Annotated in this window: 18 protein-coding genes and 1 riboswitch; of the genes, 6 read left to right on the plus strand and 12 right to left on the minus strand. The window is 63.7% G+C overall.

Translation table 11 applies throughout. The features are described from left to right. Window positions 1-4 precede the first annotated feature (4 nt). Both SINAR_RS0126580 and SINAR_RS0126585 read right to left on the minus strand, forming a co-directional pair. On the minus strand, window positions 5-655 hold the full coding sequence (locus tag SINAR_RS0126580) for a thiamine diphosphokinase (protein WP_028001900.1): 651 nt from the start codon (window positions 653-655) through the stop codon (window positions 5-7). 75 nt (window positions 656-730) lie between these two features. Further along, the gene (locus SINAR_RS0126585; RefSeq protein WP_028001901.1) at window positions 731-1213 is read right to left on the minus strand and encodes a GNAT family N-acetyltransferase; all 483 of its coding nucleotides are present in this window, start codon (window positions 1211-1213) and stop codon (window positions 731-733) included. Window positions 1214-1346: 133 nt separating this feature from the next. After that, window positions 1347-1461, plus strand: a riboswitch (TPP riboswitch). A gap of 48 nt (window positions 1462-1509) precedes the next feature. On the opposite strand from SINAR_RS0126585, the gene thiB reads away from it, so the two are divergent. From thiB to SINAR_RS0126610, 4 genes are all read left to right on the plus strand, one after another. Continuing rightward, entirely contained in the window at window positions 1510-2538 is a 1029-nt protein-coding gene (thiB, locus tag SINAR_RS0126590; protein ID WP_028001902.1) for a thiamine ABC transporter substrate binding subunit, read from the plus strand. 31 nt (window positions 2539-2569) lie between these two features. Beyond that, a complete protein-coding gene (gene thiP / locus SINAR_RS0126595) occupies window positions 2570-4177 on the plus strand; it encodes a thiamine/thiamine pyrophosphate ABC transporter permease ThiP (RefSeq protein ID WP_028001903.1) in 1608 nt (535 codons plus the stop codon). Then, complete coding sequence (gene thiQ, locus SINAR_RS0126600; RefSeq protein ID WP_028001904.1) at window positions 4174-4890, plus strand: thiamine ABC transporter ATP-binding protein; 717 nt, start codon at window positions 4174-4176, stop codon at window positions 4888-4890. Before thiP ends, thiQ begins: the two co-directional genes overlap by 4 nt. Before the next feature lie 319 nt (window positions 4891-5209). Then, window positions 5210-6721 carry a M48 family metalloprotease gene (locus SINAR_RS0126610; RefSeq protein ID WP_033057596.1) on the plus strand — a complete coding sequence of 504 codons (1512 nt, stop codon included), beginning with the start codon at window positions 5210-5212 and terminating at the stop codon, window positions 6719-6721. Between the two features lie 135 nt (window positions 6722-6856). Here SINAR_RS0126610 and SINAR_RS0126615 read toward each other — a convergent pair whose 3' ends face one another. The 7 genes from SINAR_RS0126615 to SINAR_RS0126645 form a co-directional block, all read right to left on the minus strand. Then, window positions 6857-7723, minus strand: coding sequence for an RNA polymerase factor sigma-32 (locus tag SINAR_RS0126615; protein WP_028001906.1), 867 nt, complete (start codon window positions 7721-7723; stop codon window positions 6857-6859). A gap of 444 nt (window positions 7724-8167) precedes the next feature. Beyond that, the gene (locus SINAR_RS0126620; RefSeq protein ID WP_028001907.1) at window positions 8168-8737 is read right to left on the minus strand and encodes a CarD family transcriptional regulator; all 570 of its coding nucleotides are present in this window, start codon (window positions 8735-8737) and stop codon (window positions 8168-8170) included. A gap of 409 nt (window positions 8738-9146) precedes the next feature. Then, window positions 9147-9485, minus strand: coding sequence for a ferredoxin FdxA (gene fdxA, locus SINAR_RS0126625; RefSeq protein ID WP_028001908.1), 339 nt, complete (start codon window positions 9483-9485; stop codon window positions 9147-9149). 404 nt (window positions 9486-9889) lie between these two features. Further along, on the minus strand, window positions 9890-10303 hold the full coding sequence (locus SINAR_RS0126630; protein WP_028001909.1) for an RNA-binding S4 domain-containing protein: 414 nt from the start codon (window positions 10301-10303) through the stop codon (window positions 9890-9892). Between the two features lie 10 nt (window positions 10304-10313). Next, window positions 10314-13334 (minus strand): DEAD/DEAH box helicase, encoded by a 3021-nt coding sequence (locus SINAR_RS0126635; RefSeq protein WP_028001910.1) that lies wholly within the window; start codon window positions 13332-13334, stop codon window positions 10314-10316. Between the two features lie 774 nt (window positions 13335-14108). Further along, the gene (locus SINAR_RS0126640) at window positions 14109-14834 is read right to left on the minus strand and encodes a beta-ketoacyl-ACP reductase (RefSeq protein ID WP_028001911.1); all 726 of its coding nucleotides are present in this window, start codon (window positions 14832-14834) and stop codon (window positions 14109-14111) included. A gap of 115 nt (window positions 14835-14949) precedes the next feature. After that, window positions 14950-16131 carry an acetyl-CoA C-acetyltransferase gene (locus SINAR_RS0126645; RefSeq protein WP_028001912.1) on the minus strand — a complete coding sequence of 394 codons (1182 nt, stop codon included), beginning with the start codon at window positions 16129-16131 and terminating at the stop codon, window positions 14950-14952. Window positions 16132-16353: 222 nt separating this feature from the next. Here SINAR_RS0126645 and phaR point away from each other — a divergent pair, with 222 nt between their 5' ends. Further along, window positions 16354-16932: a polyhydroxyalkanoate synthesis repressor PhaR gene (phaR, locus tag SINAR_RS0126650; RefSeq protein ID WP_028001913.1), complete on the plus strand. Its 579-nt coding sequence runs from the start codon at window positions 16354-16356 to the stop codon at window positions 16930-16932. Window positions 16933-17168: 236 nt separating this feature from the next. Here the strand turns inward: phaR and rpmF are convergent, their stop codons facing one another. The 3 genes from rpmF to mtgA all read right to left on the minus strand — a co-directional run bounded on the left by rpmF (window position 17169) and on the right by mtgA (window position 19041). Then, on the minus strand, window positions 17169-17354 hold the full coding sequence (rpmF, locus tag SINAR_RS0126655) for a 50S ribosomal protein L32 (protein WP_012067326.1): 186 nt from the start codon (window positions 17352-17354) through the stop codon (window positions 17169-17171). A gap of 162 nt (window positions 17355-17516) precedes the next feature. Then, entirely contained in the window at window positions 17517-18164 is a 648-nt protein-coding gene (locus SINAR_RS0126660) for a glutathione S-transferase family protein (RefSeq protein ID WP_028001914.1), read from the minus strand. Between the two features lie 130 nt (window positions 18165-18294). Further along, window positions 18295-19041: a monofunctional biosynthetic peptidoglycan transglycosylase gene (gene mtgA / locus SINAR_RS0126665; RefSeq protein WP_033057598.1), complete on the minus strand. Its 747-nt coding sequence runs from the start codon at window positions 19039-19041 to the stop codon at window positions 18295-18297. A 192-nt stretch (window positions 19042-19233) separates the two neighbouring features. On the opposite strand from mtgA, the gene SINAR_RS0126670 reads away from it, so the two are divergent. After that, window positions 19234-20148 carry a polyprenyl synthetase family protein gene (locus SINAR_RS0126670; RefSeq protein ID WP_028001916.1) on the plus strand — a complete coding sequence of 305 codons (915 nt, stop codon included), beginning with the start codon at window positions 19234-19236 and terminating at the stop codon, window positions 20146-20148. Window position 20149: the final 1 nt, after the last annotated feature.

Below are 20149 nucleotides of genomic sequence, written 5' to 3' on the forward strand. Positions count from 1 at the left end.
GGCATCAGGCTCCGGATAGATCATAGGGTCGGGCGAGGATGACGGCCCGGCCGGATTTCAGGGTGAAGCGGACCGTACCATCCGCAATGTTCGAAATGGTGCGCGACGAGCCGAAGGGCAAATGGAAGTCCTTCAGCGGATACCGCACGTTCTCGATCGACAGGTCGTTCAGCTCCGCAAGGCCGAGGATCGAGAAGAGGCTGCCTTTCGGCAGCTCGATCTCCCGCGAACCGGGCAGTAGCGGATAAGCCTCCTCCTCGCCGGAGGTCATCATCACCGCAACACCGCTCTCCGCGAGCGCGACGGTGCCGAGAAGGTGGAGGAAGGCATGATCGCTGCGCGCGCCGCCAAGCCCGCCCGCGAAGACGAGCGAGGTCGCGCCACGCTCAAGGGCCGCTTCGACGGCGATCTCCCCGTCCGTCGCATTCTTGGCGGCCGGATGACGTTCCCGCGGGACGCCGGCGAACTCAGCCAGAAGCGCCTCGTCCGTGGAATCGAAATCGCCGACCCAGAGCTCGGGAACGATCCCGAGCGTTCTTGCATGGCGCATGCCGCCATCGGCCGCGACGAACCGGCTGCCTTCGAGCTGTCGAGCAAGCCGGTCTGTCGGCGTCAGCGCACCGCCGAGGAGAATGGTAAAGGGTGAACGGGTCATGGCAGAAGCCCATAGCGCAAAGCAGCGGCGAAGGAAAAGGGGCGGCGGCTGTTTTGCCAACGCGGGCGGCGCGGATCAGGTTCCGGACGCCGGATCACCCGGGAGCATGCCGTCATAGATGCCGGGCGTCGAGCCGGCGATCTCCACCGCACCGACGGCGCGGGCGTAGAATTCGGCTGGTCCCACCCCGCCGATGATCGCATAGGCATAGCCGGCGGCACGCATGGCAGAGAGGCTTTCGACGAGCAGCGCCTCGCCGACGCCTTTGCCGCGCATCGCCGCGTCCACTCCGGTCGGGCCGAAGAAACCGAGCGCGGTGACGTCGTGGCAGGCGAAACCGACGATTCGATCGCGACGGTGGGCGATATGGATCCGCGTCGGAGTCGAGGAGAAGGCGGCTTCGGCTTCGCCGGCCCACCCTGCTCCGAAGCGCTCCTCGATCCAGGAAATGACGACCCGCCGTTCTGCCGCAAGCGCCCGGCGGATACGGATGTCGGAATCAAGGCGGGACGGACGGCCCTCGGGAAGGGCATAAAGGCGGACGAGCATGTCTGGCATGGAATTATCTCCGCTTTCGGCGAACAAACGGGGCCGGCAATTGTTTGGCTCTTAATAGCGCGCCCGACGCGCACGGCAAACGTCCGTGCTGAAACTCAGCTTGCCTAAGCCGCCGCCGAAAGCTAAATCTTCTGCTGCTCTAACGGGGTGCCCTGGTCGGCTTTCGCGATCACGGCTGAGAGGCTGCAAGCCAACCCGCGGAACCTGATCCGGTTCATACCGGCGGAGGGATTAGAAGCGATCGGATCGATACGCGCTTTTCCCATGGCAACAACGACGACAGGGAGAGGTGCGGAATGTCCAGTTCACTTCATCGAAAAATTCTTAGCCGGCTTGCGATCGCCGCAGCCTCGATCGCGGCATTTTCCGCAAGCGCCGCTGCCGCGGAAAAGACGCTGACGGTCTACACCTATGAGAGCTTCATCACCGAATGGGGACCGGGCGCCAAGGTCGCGGAAGCCTTCGAGAAAACCTGCGACTGCAAGATCGACTATGTCGGCGTTGCCGACGGGGTCGAACTCCTGACGCGGCTGAAGCTCGAAGGTCAGGGGTCCAAAGCCGACATCGTGCTCGGCCTCGATACCAATCTAGTGGCGGAGGCCAAGTCGACCGGTTTTTTTGCGCCGCACGGCATCGATACCGCTTCCGTCAAGGTTCCGGGCGACTTCTCGGACGACACCTTCGTTCCCTATGACTACGGCCATTTCGCCGTGGTCTACGACACCGAGACGCTGAAGGACCCTCCGAAGAGCCTTAAGGAACTCGTTGAGGGCGATCCGTCGAAGAAGATCGTCATCGAGGACCCGCGGACCTCCACCCCCGGCCTCGGCCTCCTGCTCTGGGTGAAATCCGTCTATGGCGACAAGGCGGGCGAGGCCTGGGCAGAGCTCAAGGAGCGCGTACTCACGGTCACGCCGGGCTGGTCGGAGGCCTATGGCCTCTTCACGAAGGGCGAGGCGCCAATGGTTCTCTCCTACACCACCTCACCCGCCTACCACATGGTCGCGGAAGACACCGAGCGGTACCAGGCGGCCCCCTTCGCGGAAGGCCACTATATCCAGATCGAAGTCGCGGCGCTGACGAAGAATGCCAGAGACCCGGAGCTCGCCCGGAAGTTCCTGGCCTTCATGATCGGCCCGGAATTCCAGTCGATCATTCCCACGACCAACTGGATGATGCCGGTGACGGCGACCAAGGAACCTCTGCCGGAAGCCTTCGGCAAGCTCGTCGAACCGCAAACGACGTTCCTCATTCCCTCCGAGGAAGTCGCCGCCAACCGCAAGGCCTGGATCGACGAATGGCTGGCGGCGATGAGCAGGAACTGAGGCCGGATTGTCTGGCTCGAATGAAAGCAGGATGACAGTGGTCGCCGGAGCCTTCGCTCTCGGCGGCATCCTGCTTTTCGTCGGCCTTGCCGCCGCGGCCCTGCTCGCCCAGTCGGCCGGCAGCACCGGCGCTGGTCCGCTTTTCGACGCTTACATCTGGCGCATCACACGCTTCACGCTGCTGCAGGCGAGCCTGTCGACGTTTCTATCCGTCCTGTTGGCCATCCCCTTGGCCCGGGCCCTTGCCCGCCGAACTTCGTTCCCTGGCCGGATATGGGTGGTGCGGTTTCTGGCGCTGCCGCTCGGCCTTCCGGCGCTCGTCGCCGCCCTCGGCCTCATCGAAATCTGGGGACGGCAGGGACTCGTGAACCGGGTCCTTGCGGCGGCCGGGCTGGAGCAGCCGGTCAGCATCTATGGCCTCTCCGGCATTCTGATCGCCCATGTCTTCTTCAACATGCCGCTTGCTGCACGCTTGATGCTTGCGGGCATCGAGCGCATTCCAGCCGAATACTGGCGCAGCTGCGCCAATCTCGGCATGGGTTCCTTTGCCATCTTTCGCTTCATCGAGTGGCCGGTGATCCGCGGATTGCTTCCCGGCATCGCCGGGCTCATCTTCATGCTCTGCGCCACCAGCTTCACGCTCGTGCTGACGCTTGGCGGCGGGCCGGCCGCCAGCACGATCGAAGTGGCGATCTACCAGGCGCTGCGCTTTGACTTCGACCCGCCGCGGGCAATCGCCCTTTCGGCGCTTCAGGTCGCCCTCACCGGGATGCTGCTTCTCGTGCTGAAACTGATCGCGCCGGCACCTCGCGAGGGAGAGACGAGCGGCAAAGCCATCCGGCGTTTCGACGGCGCAACAGGCGTGTCGCGGCTCGCCGACGGGGCTTGGCTGCTGCTCGCCGTCAGTCTCGTCGGCCTGCCATTCGCGGCGATCGCCTATGCCGGCTCGAAGGCCGACCTCATCCGTCTCCTGGGCGAGCCGGCGTTCCGCCGGGCGCTTGCCATGAGCGCGACGATCGCACTCGTCTCCGCCACGATGTCGGTCGTCATGACGGCGCTGATGATCCGCGCCGAGCGCCTCGTGCTGTCGCGGCGGCGCCCCGGGGCTGCGGCTCGCCTCTTTGCCGGAGGGATCGGCGCGAGCACGTCCTTCATCCTGCTCATGCCCCCCGTCGTGCTCGGTGCCGGATGGTTCCTTCTCCTGAGGCCTTTCGGCGACGTCGCCCGTTTCGCGCCGGCGGTCGTCATCGCCATCAACGCGCTGATGGCACTCCCCTTTGTCCACCGGGTGCTCGCTCCGGCCATGGCGACGCATGCGTCACGAACCGCGCAACTTGCCGCAAGCCTCGGCATCGGCGGTTTCCATCGCCTGCTGTGGATCGATTGGCCCGGCCTGCGCAAACCGCTTTTCGTCGGCTTCTCCTTTGCCATGGCCCTGTCCCTCGGCGATCTGGGAGCCGTCGCTCTTTTCGGCTCCGAGGACATGGTTACCCTCCCCTATCTGCTCTATAGCAGGATGGGCAGCTATCGCACCGCGGATGCGGCCGGACTCGCGCTGGTCCTCGGCCTTATCTGCCTTGTCCTGACGGTGCTCGGCACGGCGGGAGAGGAAAGATCGCCCGAAGGCCAAAGCACATGAGTTCCATCGCTCTCTCCCTCAAGGGCGTCGAAACAAGCTTCGAAACGACGACGCTCGCCTTCGACTGCGCGGTGCCCGCAGGACAGATCGTCGCCGTCGCGGGCGCCTCCGGTTCGGGCAAGTCGACCCTCTTCAACATCATTGCCGGCTTCGAGCCACCGGAGCGCGGGGAGGTCCGAATCATCGGCGAGGACATGACCGGCCGCGCACCGGCGGACCGGCCGGTCTCGATCATCTTCCAGGATCATAACCTCTTCGCGCATCTTGACGTCGCCACCAATGTCGGCTTCGGCATCAGCCCGGCGCTGCGGCTCGATGCTTCCGACCGGAAGAGGGTCGAGGATGCACTGGTCCGAGTAGGCCTCGGCGGTTTTGGAAAGCGCCTGCCACCGACGCTTTCGGGCGGCGAACGCCAGAGGGTGGCCCTCGCGCGCGCTTTCGTGAGACACCGCCCTCTGCTCTTGCTCGACGAGCCCTTCGCCGCGCTCGATCCCGGCCTGCGGGCGGAAATGCGCGCGCTCATCAGCGACCTGCACGATGAGGAAGGCAACACCATACTGTTGATCACGCACCATCCCGATGACGTGAGGTCGCTCGCCGACAGCGTTCTTTTTCTCGACCGCGGCCGCATTGTCGCTCACGATGAGGCCGATCGTTTTCTCGAACGCCGCGATCTCGCTGCCATCAATCGGTTCCTCGGCAATCAAGGATGAGCACTGTTCGCGGCTTCGATCCGATTCCGGAGAGAACTAAATTCGCCGGCCGCCACAATTTGACCGCCGCGCTGTGCGAGGCGCGGGAGACACCAGCGGGTGCCTGGCAAAATTCGCGCACCCGTTGCCGTGATACCACGGGGCAACTATTTCTACTGGGGTCGGCTAGGCAGGCAACGCTGAAATCGGATACAGCAGAATCCTGGCTGAAATACCCGCGCCGGTGCACCGCATCCGGCTGAAAAAGTAGGACTTTTCGCCGATTGCGATGATGGCTCTAAGCCGCCGGTCGCGCCGGCGGATGGGGACGGGCTGAGGCATGATAAGGCAGGCAGTCATGAATGGCTGGTTTCCGCGGCGGCATGGAGCCGTGCGCGCACGCGCGCTGGTTGCATTGGCCGCCACGACGCTCCTGACCGCATGCCAATCGGTTATCGAGCAGACCTACGAGCCGACCGTTTCCCCCTCCTCGAATCCGCAAATCGTCGAGGAAGTGCAGAAGAACGACCCGCGCGCCCAACTTGGCGCCCGCGAGCATCCGCGCATCGTGGCGAGCTACGGCGGCGAATACCGCGACGCCAAGACCGAGCGGCTGGTCGCCCGCATCACGGGCGCGCTGACGGCGGTTTCTGAGAACCCGCAGCAATCCTACCGCATCACCATTCTCAACTCGCCGGCAATCAACGCTTTCGCGCTTCCGGGCGGTTATCTCTATGTCACGCGCGGCCTGCTTGCACTTGCCAATGACGCATCGGAAGTGGCCGCCGTGCTCTCGCACGAGATGGCGCATGTGACGGCCAATCACGGCATTCAGCGGCAACAGCGCGAGGAGGCGGAGGTGATCGCCAGCCGCGTGGTGTCCGAGGTGCTCTCCTCCGACCTCGCCGGCAAACAGGCGCTTGCCCGCGGAAAGCTGCGCCTCGCCGCCTTCTCGCGCAATCAGGAACTGCAGGCCGACGTGATCGGCGTCCGCATGCTGGGCGAGGCGGGATACGACCCCTATGCGGCGGCGCGCTTCCTCGATTCCATGGCCGCCTATAGCCGCTTCAGCGCTGTGGATCCGGAGGCGGACCAGAGCCTCGACTTCCTGTCGAGCCATCCCAACGCGCCGCAGCGCGTCGATCTTGCGCGCCGGCATGCGCGCGCCTTCGGCCCCGAGGGGACGAGCGGCGACCGCGGGCGCGATTATTATCTCGCCGGCATCGACGGCATCCTCTACGGCGACAGCCCGCAGGAAGGCTATGTCCGGGGACAGACCTTCCTGCATGGCCAGCTCGGCATTCGATTCGACGTGCCCGCGGGTTTCCAGATCGACAACAAGGCCGAGGCCGTGCTCGCCACCGGACCGGGCGAAGTCGCCGTCCGTTTCGACGGCATTGCCGACACGAGCCGGCGCAGCCTGACTGACTACATCGCCAGCGGCTGGGTGACGGGCCTCAAGCCCGATACGATCCGCCCGATCACCGTCAACGGCCTGGAGGCGGCAACGGCGCGCGCCTCGGCGGACCGGTGGGATTTCGACGTCACGGTGATCAGGTTCGGCGAGCGGATCTACCGCTTTCTGACGGCCGTCCCGAAGGGCTCGAGCGCACTGGAGCCGACGGCGAACCAGTTGCGCACCTCCTTCCGCCGCATGACGTCCGGCGAGATCCAGTCGCTCAAACCGCTGCGCGTCCGCGTCGTCACGGTCAGGTCCGGCGATACGATCGCGACGCTCGCAGCCCGCATGATGGGCACCGACCGCAAGCTCGATCTTTTTCGCATGATCAATGCGATGCAGATCACTTCCACCGTCCGACCGGGCGACAAGGTGAAGATCATATCGGAGTGAGGCGGGGCAGCCGCTACGCCTCTCGGTCGTTCAATGGAGAACTGGCGAGCCCAAGGCCTGTCCCTTCGCCCCGCTTGCGGGGAGAAGCTGCCGGCAGGCGGATGAGGAACGAACAAGCTCGCGAAGCATTGCGCTTCAATGCATCGCCGCCGTCAGCGCGGGCGCCTTGGCGGTCAGCGCCGCACGCAGCTTTTCCAGTGCACGCGTTTCGATCTGCCGCACACGCTCCTTCGATATTCCCAGCGCGACGCCAAGTTCCTCAAGCGTGGCGCCGTCTTCCGACAGGCGCCGCGCGCGAATGATCTTCATTTCGCGTTCGCTGAGTTCGCCGAGGGCAACCTGCAGCCAGCGGCGGGCGCGCTCGCCGTCGATCATGTCGCTCACCTGTTCGTCCGGCAAAGGGGCATCGCTTGCCAGGAAATCGAGCCGCGCTCCGCCATCCGAGTCACTGCTGCCGACCGGCGCCTGCAGCGACGCGTCGTTGCCGGAGAGGCGTGCATCCATCGTTTGGACGTCAGCGAGGCTGACGCCGAGCGCGGCGGCGATCTCCTCATGCATCGCCTGCGAGGTCAGTTGCCGGTCGCCCTGTGCAAGCCGCGCGCGCAGCCGGCGGAGGTTGAAGAACAGCGCCTTTTGCGCCGAGCTCGTGCCGCCGCGCACGATAGACCAGTTGCGCAGGACATAGTCCTGCATCGAAGCGCGGATCCACCAGGTCGCATAGGTCGAGAAGCGCACTTCCCGGCTCGGCTCGAAGCGAGCCGCGGCCTCCAGGAGCCCGATGTGCCCCTCCTGCACGAGATCGCCCATGGGCAGCCCGAAGCTGCGGAACTTCGCCGCCATCGCGATCACCAGGCGCATGTGCGACATGGCGATCTTGTTGCGCGCTTCCTGGTCGTTTTCGTTCCGCCAGGCCTGCGCTAGCGCATGCTCTTCGTCCCGCTCAAGATAGGGCGCTTCCATGGCAATCTTGATCATACGCCTGTCTGCTGTGAGGGTCTTCATCGATTGCTCCGTAGCTGGCGCCGAACGCCATTTCACGATTGACTCCAAACGCCGAGCGCCCTCTTTTCAGCGTTCGGCAACGGGACGGGTGGCGCTGGTTGACGAAACGACAGGGCGCCCTAAATGGAAGAATACGAACCTGAGACGTGAGGAAATCACGGGACCAAGATCGCTCGGCAGCACAGGCAAAGACCTCCCTGCCGGGAGTGTTAAACGTGCGTGGGCGCGAAAAGTTCCGCGGGCGGTAGCGATTATTGATTGTGGAGAGAACGCCTTCACGACGCAATGATTGTATCGGCGCGTCGCATTGCGCCGCGATCGGGGGTTCGAGAGCGCGTCTCCGGAGCGCCGTGCGTACGAATGGACGCACTAAGGAACAGATCCAACAAAAAAGCCCGGCCTCTGTGTGGCCGGGCTTTTTCGGTTGCTTCTACGCAAAGGCGCTTAGGCGGCTTCGTCCTGTGCGTCGTCTTCCTCGATAGCCTTACCGCGCTTCGGACCCTTGTTGAGGTTGGCCTCGACGAGGCGAACGGCCTCAGTTTCCGACATCTTGTTCACGGCAGCGATTTCGCGCGCCATCCGGTCAAGCGCGGCTTCATAGAGCTGCCGCTCGGAATAGGACTGTTCCGGCTGGTTCTCGGCGCGATAGAGGTCACGCACCACTTCCGCGATGGAAATGAGATCGCCGGAATTGATCTTGGCATCGTATTCCTGAGCGCGGCGCGACCACATGGTCCGCTTCACGCGCGCCTTGCCCTGCACGACCTTCAACGCACGGTCTACGAAATCGGTTTCGGACAGCTTGCGCATGCCGATGCCCACGGCCTTCGCCACCGGCACCTTGAGACGCATCTTGTCCTTCTCGAAGTCGATGACAAAGAGTTCGAGCTTCATGCCCGCGACTTCCTGCTCCTCAATCGCGACGATCTGGCCAACGCCATGGGCCGGATAAACGATCGATTCACCGGTCTTGAAGCCTTGGCGCGTTGAAGATTTCTTCTGCTGGGTGGTCATTCGTTTCAAACACTCCCTAGTGCGCACCCGGCCCTCACGGGGCCGGGGCCGGGTCAGTCAGGCCCGGGATAGACGGGGATACCGCCGGGTGGGTCCACCTGGTCCGTCCAACGAAACGCAAACAAGCTCTTATTGCGCAGTCACAAGCAACGGACCGTTGCATATCTCAAAAGTGCCGCGCGGTGGAGATCGTTTGCTTTCGTGCTGGTTTTCGGGCGCGCAAAAGCACCCTCTGTGGATCAGTGTGTGAAAACTATCACAAAAAAGAGCGCAAATCAATAATTTGCTGCACGGCAACGATCAAGTCGCCGCGCTCGCAAGCGCGAAGTGCCGGCGGAATTTTCCCCAGCTTTCCGCCTGGCCGTCCGTAGTCCGTCAGCACCGGCGAACCAAGCGGCAGGCAATCGCCTCAGTCTCCCTGCCCCGGCTCGGGAGAAAAGTACTTCTCGTATTTTTCTTCCACGCCGTCCATTTCCTTGGCCTCCGGCAGCGGGTCGCGCTTGACGGTGATGTTCGGCCACTTCGTGGAGAAATCTGCGTTCAGTTTCAACCACATATCCAAGCCCGGCTCGGTGTCCGGCTTGATTGCCCCAGCGGGACATTCCGGCTCGCACACGCCGCAGTCGATGCATTCATCCGGATGGATGACGAGGAAATTCTCTCCCTCGTAGAAACAGTCCACCGGGCAGACTTCAACGCAGTCCGTGTACTTGCAGCGAATGCAGTTGTCGGTCACGACATACGTCATGAGGTACTCCAGCCAATGCTCACATTTGATGGCAGACGGCAATCAACGGTGATACTCGATCGCCCGCGCATGCTAGGCATGTCCGGCGCGCATAGCTGCCGAGGCAGACCCCGTATGCCATCCTCCGCGTGACTTCGTGAATCGGAAGCGATCCGGCGAAACCACACATCGGTTCAAGCTGCTACATCCACCTCCCCCCTGTACGGGTTTTCGGCACTGTAGCGTTGCTTGTCACGTAAAGGCTTTGACCGGCCTTTGCAAGAATTATCCATGCGCGATTTGCCCCTATGCGGGCACAGTTTTCCAGCCGCGCTATTGGCGCGCCAAAATCCGTTGCAAGGCCTTTTCGGGGGAAAGGTGATCGGGCGCCGCGGCAGCGGCCGGCACCGGTCGGAAGTCCCGATTCACTCGTCGCCGGGTTCCGGTCCCGGCCGCAAGCGGTCCGTTTCGCGGCGCTCGCGCTTCGTCGGCCGTCCCGCTCCGCGATCGCGCGTCGCCTGTTCGAAAAGCGTGGGTCTGCCGGCAGGCACGGCGGGGCTCAGATCCTCGTAGAGCAGGCGCGCCTCCTCGTAGGGGCCGCGGCGGGATCCGGTCAGCAGCACGCGCACGACGAGGTCGCGCCGCTCCAGCGACACTTCAAGCATATCGCCGGCCTTGACCTGGGCGGACGATTGCGTCTCACGTTTGCCATTGATCGCCACGTGACCGGCCTCGATCACCTTCTGGGCGAGCGAGCGCGACTTGACCAGCCGGGCGAAGAACAGCCACTTGTCGAGCCGCTGGCGCATTGCAGGAGCGGACGGTGGCTGCTGTTCCATTGGACCTGACCTACTTCTTCATCTGCTCCTTCAGAGCAGCGAGCTTGGCGAAAGGTGAATCGGGATCGATCGGCTTCTCCTTGCGCGGCGGGCGCCCCTCGAACTTGGCAGGAGACGGCTTGCCGCGGTCGTGCCGGTCACCCCGGTCCTTGCGCTGACCGCCCGGTCTTCCTTCCGAGCCCTTGCCCTCCTGCGCCTTGCCTTCCCACGCTTTACCCTGCGACTTACCATGGGCGGGCTGCCTGCGGCCGCCTTCACGGCCTTCCGCCTGGCCATGCCGCTGTCCGCCGCGGCGCTGTTCGCCATGACGACCGCCCTGTCGCTGATTGTCCTGGCGGGTGCCCGGACGCCACAGGAGCACCGGCCTGGTTTCGGCCGGCACCTCCGGGTCGCCCGATGCCGCTGCATCGCTACTGACCGGCGCCTCGGCAGCCGCGCGATCGGCGGCTCCCGTCTCCGCGGCGCCCGTCTCTGCGGCCGGCGCATCGGCGGCTTCCGTCACTGCAGCCGGTGCACCGGTGGATTCGGCCTCAGGGCCTGCATCCGCTCCGCTCTCGGCGGCCTCGCCATTCTGAGTTGCCAGGAAAGCTGCCGCCTCCTCGGCCGTTACGGCGTCGGCACGATAGCCGAGGCCTTTGAGGATTTCCTCCATGTCGTCCGGCGTCGCCCCGAGAATGGACAGCATCGAGGTGGTCGCGACGAAACGACGGCCGTCATAGGCGCCCTCCGGACGCGGCTGCGTCCCGGGCTTCCACTGCAGAAGCGGACGGATGAGATCGGCCAGCCGCTCGAGAATATCGATCCGCACCGCGCGCTTGCCGAGGAATCGGAAACCCGCGAGCCTGTAGAAGGTCCGCTCGAAGGACGGGTCGGTGACGACGGAGGTGCGACCGGCAGCGAGCATCGGGATGAGTTCGCCGTAGCCGGGCTTGTCGAGCCCGTCATTCTTCAGCGCCCAGAGAAGCGTGATCAGTTCCGCCGGAGCCGGCTTCAGCAGCGCGGGGATGAAGATGTGATAGGCACCGAACCGGACGCCGTATCTGCGGATCGACGCACGGCTCTCCTGATCCAGCGACTTCACCTCTTCGGCAACGTCGCGACGGAAGAGCACGCCGAGACTCTCGACGATCTGGAAGGCGAGCCCCTTGGCGAGGCCCTCCAGGTCCTCGGCGCGCGAAATGTCGTCCAGCGGCTTCAGCACCGTGCTGATGTGATGGTTCACGAAACGCTCGATCCGCGCCAGTACATGTTCGCGGGCATTGGCCTGGAGCTGCTCGTCGGCAAGCAGGATGACGCGGGGACGCATGACATGATCGCTCGCCGTGAGCCGCGCGACCGGATCGCCGAGCCACCGGACAAGACCGTCCGACGACAGGGCCAGATCGCCATTGCCGGCCGCATGGAGACGAGCGGCGCGCGCTTCGAATTCCAGCGCGAGCGCCTTATGGGCGGCCCCCTGAACGGCCTTCGCGTCCGTTCCCTCGCTGCCCGCGGCCAGCGTGAACCGGAAACCGGCTAGCTGCCCCACATGGTGTCCCTCGACGAAGACATCACCATTCACACTGATTTCTGCTTCCAGCATCGCATTCTCTCTCAGGCGCTTCATGAGCACAGATGTCCTGCGATCAACAAAGCGTTTCGTCAACCTTTCATGTAGCGCGTCGGACAATCGATCTTCGATTTCCCGCGTCTTTTCTTGCCAGTGTGTCGGATCGGCAAGCCACCCGGGCCGATTGGATACATAGGTCCAGGTCCTGATCTGCGCAATTCGCGCCGAAAGTGTGTCGATTTCGCCGTCCGTGTGATCGGCGCGCCGGACCTGTTCGGCCATGAAATCCTCATTGACCGTGCCCTGGCGAACGAGGTCGGCATAGATGGTCGAGATCAGGTCCGCGTGCTGGGCGGGCGTGATGCGGCGATAATCGGGAAGCGCGCAGGCTTCCCACAGTTTTTCCACGCGCTCGGGCGTCGTCGCCACATCGATGATCTCGGGGTAGCGCCCAAGATGCTCGAGCGCCTGCTGATCGACGGCCGGGAGCGCGCGCGCCAGCCCGGTGACCGCCGGTGCGGCCTCGAGGCTCTTTTTCAGCGCCTTCAGCGACGAAAAGTCGAGCGCCTTGGAACGCCATTGCAGCACCCGCACCCGGTCGAACTCATGCGATTCGATGCGGTGCACCAGCTCCTCGTCGAACGGATCGACGCGTCCCGTCACGCCGAAGGTCCCGTCGCGGACATGCCTGCCGGCGCGGCCGGCGACCTGGGCGAGCTCCGCCGGATTGAGGTTGCGGTATTGGTAGCCGTCGAACTTGCGGTCCTGGGCGAAGGCGACATGATCGACGTCGAGGTTGAGCCCCATGCCGATCGCGTCGGTCGCCACGAGATAGTCGACGTCCCCCTCCTGGTAGAGCGCCACCTGGGCGTTGCGGGTTCGCGGAGAAAGAGCGCCGAGCACGACGGCTGCACCGCCGCGCTGGCGCCGGATCAGTTCCGCGATCGCATAGACCTCGTCGGCCGAAAAGGCGACGATCGCCGAACGGTTCGGCAGGCGGGTGATTTTCTTGGAGCCGGCATAGAGAAGCTGCGACATGCGCGGCCGCTCGACGACGGTGATGCCGGGCAGCAGATATTCGAGGATCGGCCGCATCGTCGCAGCCCCGAGCAGCAGCGTCTCGCCGCGGCCGCGAAGGTGCAGGATCCGGTCGGTGAAGATATGGCCGCGTTCGAGATCGCCCGCGAGCTGAACTTCGTCGATCGCCACGAAAGAGGCCGTCGTCTCGCGCGGCATCGCTTCCACGGTGCAGACCGAATAGCGGGCGCGATGCGGCGCGATCTTTTCCTCGCCAGTGATCAGCGCGACATTGTGATGGCCGACCTTCTCCACGAGACGTGTATAGACCTCGCGCGCGAGCAATCTCAGCGGCAGCCCTATGACGCCGCTGTCATGCGCGACCATGCGCTCGATCGCATAATGGGTCTTGCCGGTATTGGTAGGCCCGAGCACCGCGGTAACGCCGCGGCCGCTCAGGATCATGGATTGAAAGGACAAGGTCTCGATCCCGGGCAGTCTCTACAGCGCCACACGTCGATCAAACGCGCAAAGCCCGCTGCAGTGCTTTGAATTGCCGCATGTTTATCCGTAAACCGGCTCCGATTTAAGGAAACATGCGCTGAGAGCCGGCGCGCTTTCACGCTCCGCCGGGAAACAGATGCCCATGCGACGTACCAAACGCAAGGGTTCGCGGGCAATAAATGCGTCAAACGACCAACCATATCTTGCGTCTCGCCTCAAGCCTCTCGTTTGGCGTTTTGGAACAGCGGCGGAACGAATCAGAGACGAATCGCCGACTCCCACCGATTCACCCTATGTTCACGGCTATATATAGTTTTCAACATCCGGTTACGCACCATATGCTGAATCCTGGCAGGGAACGCCCGCGGTTAGCTCCGGAGCCGAGTCGAAATGGGACGTCATCGCCATCAAGAGTGCAAAGGATTCGGAATCCAAGAGTCTGGAAAGACTGAAAAATTTTAACGGGATTCACGTCCGATCGGCCGAGTCCGGAAATAGGAATCGCTTCACAGGCACCCGCCCCGAGCGGACGCCGTTCGGCGGCGAGTCGGCGGTGAGTTCGTTTTCCCCTTTCGTTCACTACAATATCTAGTAGCACCCAGAGAGATCAGGAGGCAGGCTCCGGAAGGATATCGATGCGGCCGTTCTCTCATTGCCCCGGAACATTCCGAGTCCGAAAGCGACTTCGGCGCCCCCTGGGGGGGCGCCGAAGAGCCGCGAGCCGGGCATGACGCCTCAGGCGAAGTACTGGCCGCCATTGGCCGATATCGTGGAGCCGGTGATGAAACCGGCATCATCGGACGCGAGAAACACGACGCAGCGTGCCACTTCCTCCGGCTCGCCGAGGCGTCCGACCGGTATCTGCGGAATGATCCGCTCATTGAGCACCTTTTCCGGAACGGCGCGCACCATCTCCGTGCCGATATAGCCGGGGCAAATCGCGTTGACGGTGATCCCCTTCGCGGCCCCTTCCTGCGCCAGCGCCTTGGTGAAGCCGAGATCACCGGCCTTGGCGGCGGAATAGTTCACCTGGCCCATCTGGCCCTTCTGGCCGTTGATGGACGAGATGTTGACGATGCGGCCGAAGCCGCGGTCACGCATGCCCGACCAGAGCGGATGCGTCATGTTGAACACGCCGGTGAGATTGGTGCCGATCACCTCGCCCCACTGCTCCGGAGTCATCTTGTGGAACATCGCGTCACGGGTGATGCCGGCATTGTTGACGAGGATGTCGACCGGTCCGAGGTCGGCCTCGACCCTTGCGATCCCATCGACGCAGGCCTGATAGCTCGAGACGTCCCATTTGTAGACGGGAATGCCTGTCTCCCGCTCGAAGGCCTGGGCCCTCTCGTCATTGCCGGCATAGTTTGCAGCCACCTTGTAGCCCGCCGCCTTCAGCGCCACGCAAACCGCGGCGCCGATGCCGCGCGACCCGCCCGTAACCAATGCTACCCTGCTCATATTCGCCTCCCACTCGGTTAAGCCAAATCTGCAAAAGCACTCACATGCAGCCCGGGGAGCCCGGGCTGCTCATGCATCACCTGATCCGGAAATTGCCCGCATGCCGGGCGGCCGGCTACAAACGTTCCACGCACATGGCGACGCCCATGCCGCCGCCGATGCAAAGAGTCGCAAGGCCCTTGGAGACGCCGCGCCGCTTCATTTCGAAAAGAAGCGTGTTAAGCACCCGGGCACCGGAGGCGCCGATCGGATGTCCGATGGCGATCGCTCCGCCATTGACGTTGACGATCGAAGGATCCCAGCCGAGATCCTTGTTGACGGCGCAGGCCTGAGCCGCGAAAGCCTCGTTCGCCTCCACGAGCTCGATATCGCCGACCGACCAGCCGGCTTTTTCGAGGGCCTTGCGCGATGCGGGGATGGGGCCCGTGCCCATGATCTGCGGGTCGACGCCTGCCGTGGCCCAGGAGACGATGCGGGCAAGCGGCTGGATGCCGCGCCGGACGGCCTCGGCCTCGGTCATCAAAAGCGCCGCGGCGGCGCCGTCATTGAGACCCGAAGCGTTGCCGGCGGTCACCGTACCTTCCTTGTCGAAGGCCGGGCGGAGCTTTGCGATGGAATCGAGCGTGGCGCCGTGGCGTATATACTCGTCCTGATCGACGGTCACGTCGCCTTTACGGGTCTTCACGACGAAAGGCACGATCTCGTCGGAGAAACGGCCGGCCTTCTGCGCAGCTTCCGCTTTATTCTGGGAGGCAAGCGCGAATTCGTCCTGTTCCTCGCGCGTGAGCTGCCATTTCCGCGCGACGTTCTCGGCGGTGATGCCCATGTGGTATCCATAGAAGGCATCCGTCAGGCCGTCCTTGATCATCGTGTCGATCATCTTGTAGTCGCCCATTTTCACGCCGCCGCGCAGGTGCGCGCAATGCGGCGCCATGGACATCGATTCCATGCCGCCGGCAACGATGACCTTCGCATCGCCGGTCGCGATCTGCTGCATGCCGAGCGCCACGGCGCGCAGGCCGGAGCCGCACAGCTGGTTCATGCCCCAGGCGGTCTTTTCCTGCGGGACGCCGGCCTTCATCGCCGCCTGCCGCGCAGGATTCTGCCCCTCGCCCGCCGGCAGCACCTGGCCGAGGATCACCTCGTCCACCTCGCCCGCTTCGACGCCCGCCCGCTCGAGCACCGCTTTGATGGCCGCCGCACCCAGCTCGTGCGCGGGCGTGGTGCCGAAGGCGCCGTTGAAGGAGCCGACGGCCGTGCGGGCAGCGCTGGCGATGACGATCGAGGGATTGCTCATGGGACGTTCCTCATATTTGCTTTGCCTGATGGAGGCAGACTGGCAAAGGGAGGAGCGCGAGTCAAACGCCTAGTTGCGGTGCCGCAAAAGCTTCACGGCGGCGCGCCGGCGCCTGTTCGCACCTGCGTCGCCGCATTGCACAAATAGATTGTCAGTAGCGCTCTTTTGCGGATACTCTGAAAAACACAATAAAGACGGGACCATGGGTAAGAGGAGACCCTGATGGGGAAAAACGAAGGCCAGATCGTTATCAAGAAATACGCGAACCGCCGTCTCTACAATACCGGTACGAGCACTTACGTGACCCTCGACGACCTGGCCGTCATGGTGAAGAGGGGCGAGGACTTCGTCGTGCAGGATGCCAAATCCGGCGAAGACATAACCCACTCCGTGCTGACTCAAATCATCTTCGAGCAGGAATCGAAGACCGGCAACACGCTCCTGCCGATTTCCTTTCTCCGCCAGCTGATCTCCTTTTATGGCGACCAGATGCAGATGGTCGTACCAAGCTATCTCGAGCACTCGATGCAGGCCTTCACCGAGCAGCAGGCGCAGATGCGGGAGCAGATCACCAAGGCCTTCGGTGAAACGCCGCTCGGCAAGAACCTGAAGGTTCCTCTGCAGCTCGTCGAGGAACAGGTCCGGCGCAACACGGAAATGTTCCACCAGGCCATGCAGATGTTCTCGCCCTTCATGGCGGCTCCGGCGGCCAAGGAAACCAAGAAGGCCGAGGCGAAGGATATCGACGAGTTGAAGGAACAGCTTCGGGCCCTTCAGACGAAGCTGGACAATCTGGGCTGACGGCAATTTCTCCGGGAACACCCCTTCCCGCAAGGGGCCGTAAGGGAGGGGCTAACCTGTCGCGCACTTCAGCGACGATCAATCCGCCACCACGCGAGACGCTGTGTTCCGTGGAGCGGTGATACCCGCTGCCCATCCGCTTTGCGGAGGGTCTTCGCAAGGGACGAGGTCACCGCACCAAAGAAAAAGGGCCGGCAGTGCCGACCCTCCGAACTTCAACCGCAGGCGGTAAGCGCTTATGCACTTTCCTTCGGCGTCAGGACCTGGCGGCCGCGATACATGCCGGTCTTCAGGTCGATGTGATGCGGGCGGCGCAGTTCGCCGGAGTTCTTGTCTTCGATGTAGGTCGGAGCCTTGAGGGCGTCAGCGGAACGGCGCATGCCACGCTTGGACGGGCTCGTTTTTCTTTTCGGTACAGCCATTTCATTCTCCACTTATCGGGCAAAACACTGTTCAGCAGCCGAAAATGGCCGGGTCGAACAGATGTCGATCTCGGAATTTCGCGCGCTTATACATGCCGAACCGTACTTTGACCAGTCCCCGCACGCAAATTTTCGACTCGGCGCGGGGAGCCTCAATCCGCTTCAGGCTTCATCCTCCGGCACGATCCAGCTTTCGGCTCTTGCGGCCTCCTCCCATTTGCGGAAGGCCGGATGCGCCTTGACGGCGTCCATATAGGCGAGCGTCACCGGGTCCGTCACGAGCTCATAGGTCTCGAAACGGTTGACGACCGGGGCGAACATCGCGTCTGCCGCGGTGAACCGGCCGAAAAGGAACGGTCCCCCTGATCGCTCGATCGACTCGCGCCAGATAGCCTCGATCCGCGCCACGTCATCGCCGACACCGTCCGGCAGAGCGATCGACTTTGCCGGCCGGCGGATGTTCATCGGGCAGGCGCCGCGCAATGCCCGGAAGCCGGAGAGCATCTCCATCGAGTAGCTGCGCGCACGCGCACGATCCGCGCGATCTTCCGGCCAGAGGCCGGCTTCCGGGAAAAGCTCCGCCGCGTATTCGATGATCGCAAGCGATTCCCATATGCGAATCTCGCCGTGATGGAGCACCGGAACGCGTCCCGTCGGCGAAATTTCGTGAAACCGCGGATTGCCTGCCGCAGAATCGAACGGAATGACGACGTCCTCGAACGGAATGCCGCCGGCCGTGAGTGCGAGCCAGGGCCGCAGTGACCAGGATGAATAGTTCTTGTTGCCGACATAAAGGACGAGCTTGGCCATGATCCTGCCTCCGACTGGCTTTGCGCATGTCGCCCAAAACCGTGCTGCGGTTTTGTGATAGCGACAGGCATAAAAAACAAAAGCAGCTTTGCCACATCAGCGGCCGGCAAACCAATGAATTGGGTTCATTTCAATCATAAAGACATGTGATGTAGCCGCCGGAGCGGCTGGCGCGGCGTTCGATCACCCCGGCTAGACGCCGGAGACCAGGACCCGGTTTGCCGGCATTTCGATCGATCGGATTGGGCAGCGACACGGCAAGGAGGGCCGCCTGACGGCGCGAAAGCTTCGCCGCCGAAACGCCGAAATGATGACGGGCGGCGGCCTCGATCCCATAGATGCCCTCGCCCCATTCGGCGACGTTCAGATAGATTTCCATCAGACGCCGCTTGCTCCAGACGAAATCCGCCGCGACCGCGAGCGGCAATTCCATTGCCTTGCGCACGAAGGAACGACCGTTCCAGAGAAACAGGTTCTTGACCGTCTGCATAGGGATCGTGCTGGCGCCGCGCGTCTGTTCGCCGTCGAGCGCATCCTCGAGGACGCCACGCATCTGGGCCCAATCGATGCCCGCATGGGAACAGAACTGCCCATCCTCGGACATCATGACCGACTGGACGAGCACCGGCGCAATGTCGTCGAACTCGACCCATTGCCGGTCATAGCCGCGCAGCAGCACGAGGTCGCGCAGCATCAATGTCGAGACGGGGTGAACGGACTCGGCGAGATAGAGGACGATCAGGGCATAGGGCAGGAGCAGGACGGAGAGGACGAGGAGAGCGAGCCGACGACGACGCGAGCGCCATGACCTGCGCGTGGCCGACCTGCGACCTGCGGGCAACTCCGCCTCCTCGCGTTCTTCCGAAACGATGTCCACGCCCCGTCCATCCACCTCTTTTCCGCCCGCCTCTTTTCCCATCCACCCCTCTCTTATGCGATGGCGAGCGAAAGTTGAACGGCCTTTCTCGCAAAAGGCAAGGCTCTGCAGCGCCGTCATCCCGGAGGTGCTCTGAATGCTGCGACGCCAAAGCCCGTTGAAAGCCGCTCCGCCGCATGTAAAAGAGCCTCTATGACAGACGAGAGATCATCCTTTTCGGCACGCCTGAAGGCCAACGCGGTCGCGGTGGAAGCGCTGCTTGCAACATTGCTCGGGCCCGCAGTGCGGGCGGACGAGATCGCCCGCCCGGAAAACCTGCTCGCCGCCATGCGCCATGGCGTGCTCAATGGCGGCAAGCGGCTGCGGCCCTTTCTTGTCAGCGAAAGTGCGGCCCTCCTCGGTGGCGATGCGCATGCGGCGCTTAGAATAGGCGCCGCGCTCGAATGCATTCACTGCTACTCGCTCGTCCACGACGACCTGCCGGCCATGGACGACGACGACATGCGGCGCGGAAAGCCGACCGTGCACGTCGCATTCGACGAGGCGACGGCAATTCTCGCGGGCGACAGCCTGCTGACCTTCGCCTTCGACATCGTCGCGGCGCCGGAAACACCAATCTCCGATCGTCAGAAGACGATGCTGGTGGTCGCGCTCGCGCGCGCGGCGGGACACGGCGGAATGGCCGGCGGTCAGGCGCTCGACCTCGCCGCCGAAAAGTGTGCTCCCGACGAAGCGGGCGTCGTCCTCCTGCAGTCGATGAAGACCGGCGCCCTCCTCCGCTTTGCCTGCGAGGCGGGTGCGATCATCGCCGATGCACCGGCAGAGGACCGACAACGGCTGCGCGCCTTCGGAGAGAAGATCGGGCTCGCCTTCCAACTGGCCGACGACCTGCTCGACCTCACCGCCGACGCCGCGATAATGGGCAAGGCGACCGGCAAGGATGCGGCGCGAGGGAAGGGCACGATTGTCTCCCTGCACGGCCAGCCCTGGGCCGAGCGCCGACTCGAAAGTCTGGTGGCCGAAGCGGAAGGGCTGCTTGAACCCTACGGCGCCCGTTCGGCGACCCTTGCCGAAACGGCCCGCTTCATCGCCAACCGCAGGAACTGAG

It is taken from the genome of Sinorhizobium arboris LMG 14919, assembly GCF_000427465.1.
Lineage (GTDB): Bacteria > Pseudomonadota > Alphaproteobacteria > Rhizobiales > Rhizobiaceae > Sinorhizobium > Sinorhizobium arboris.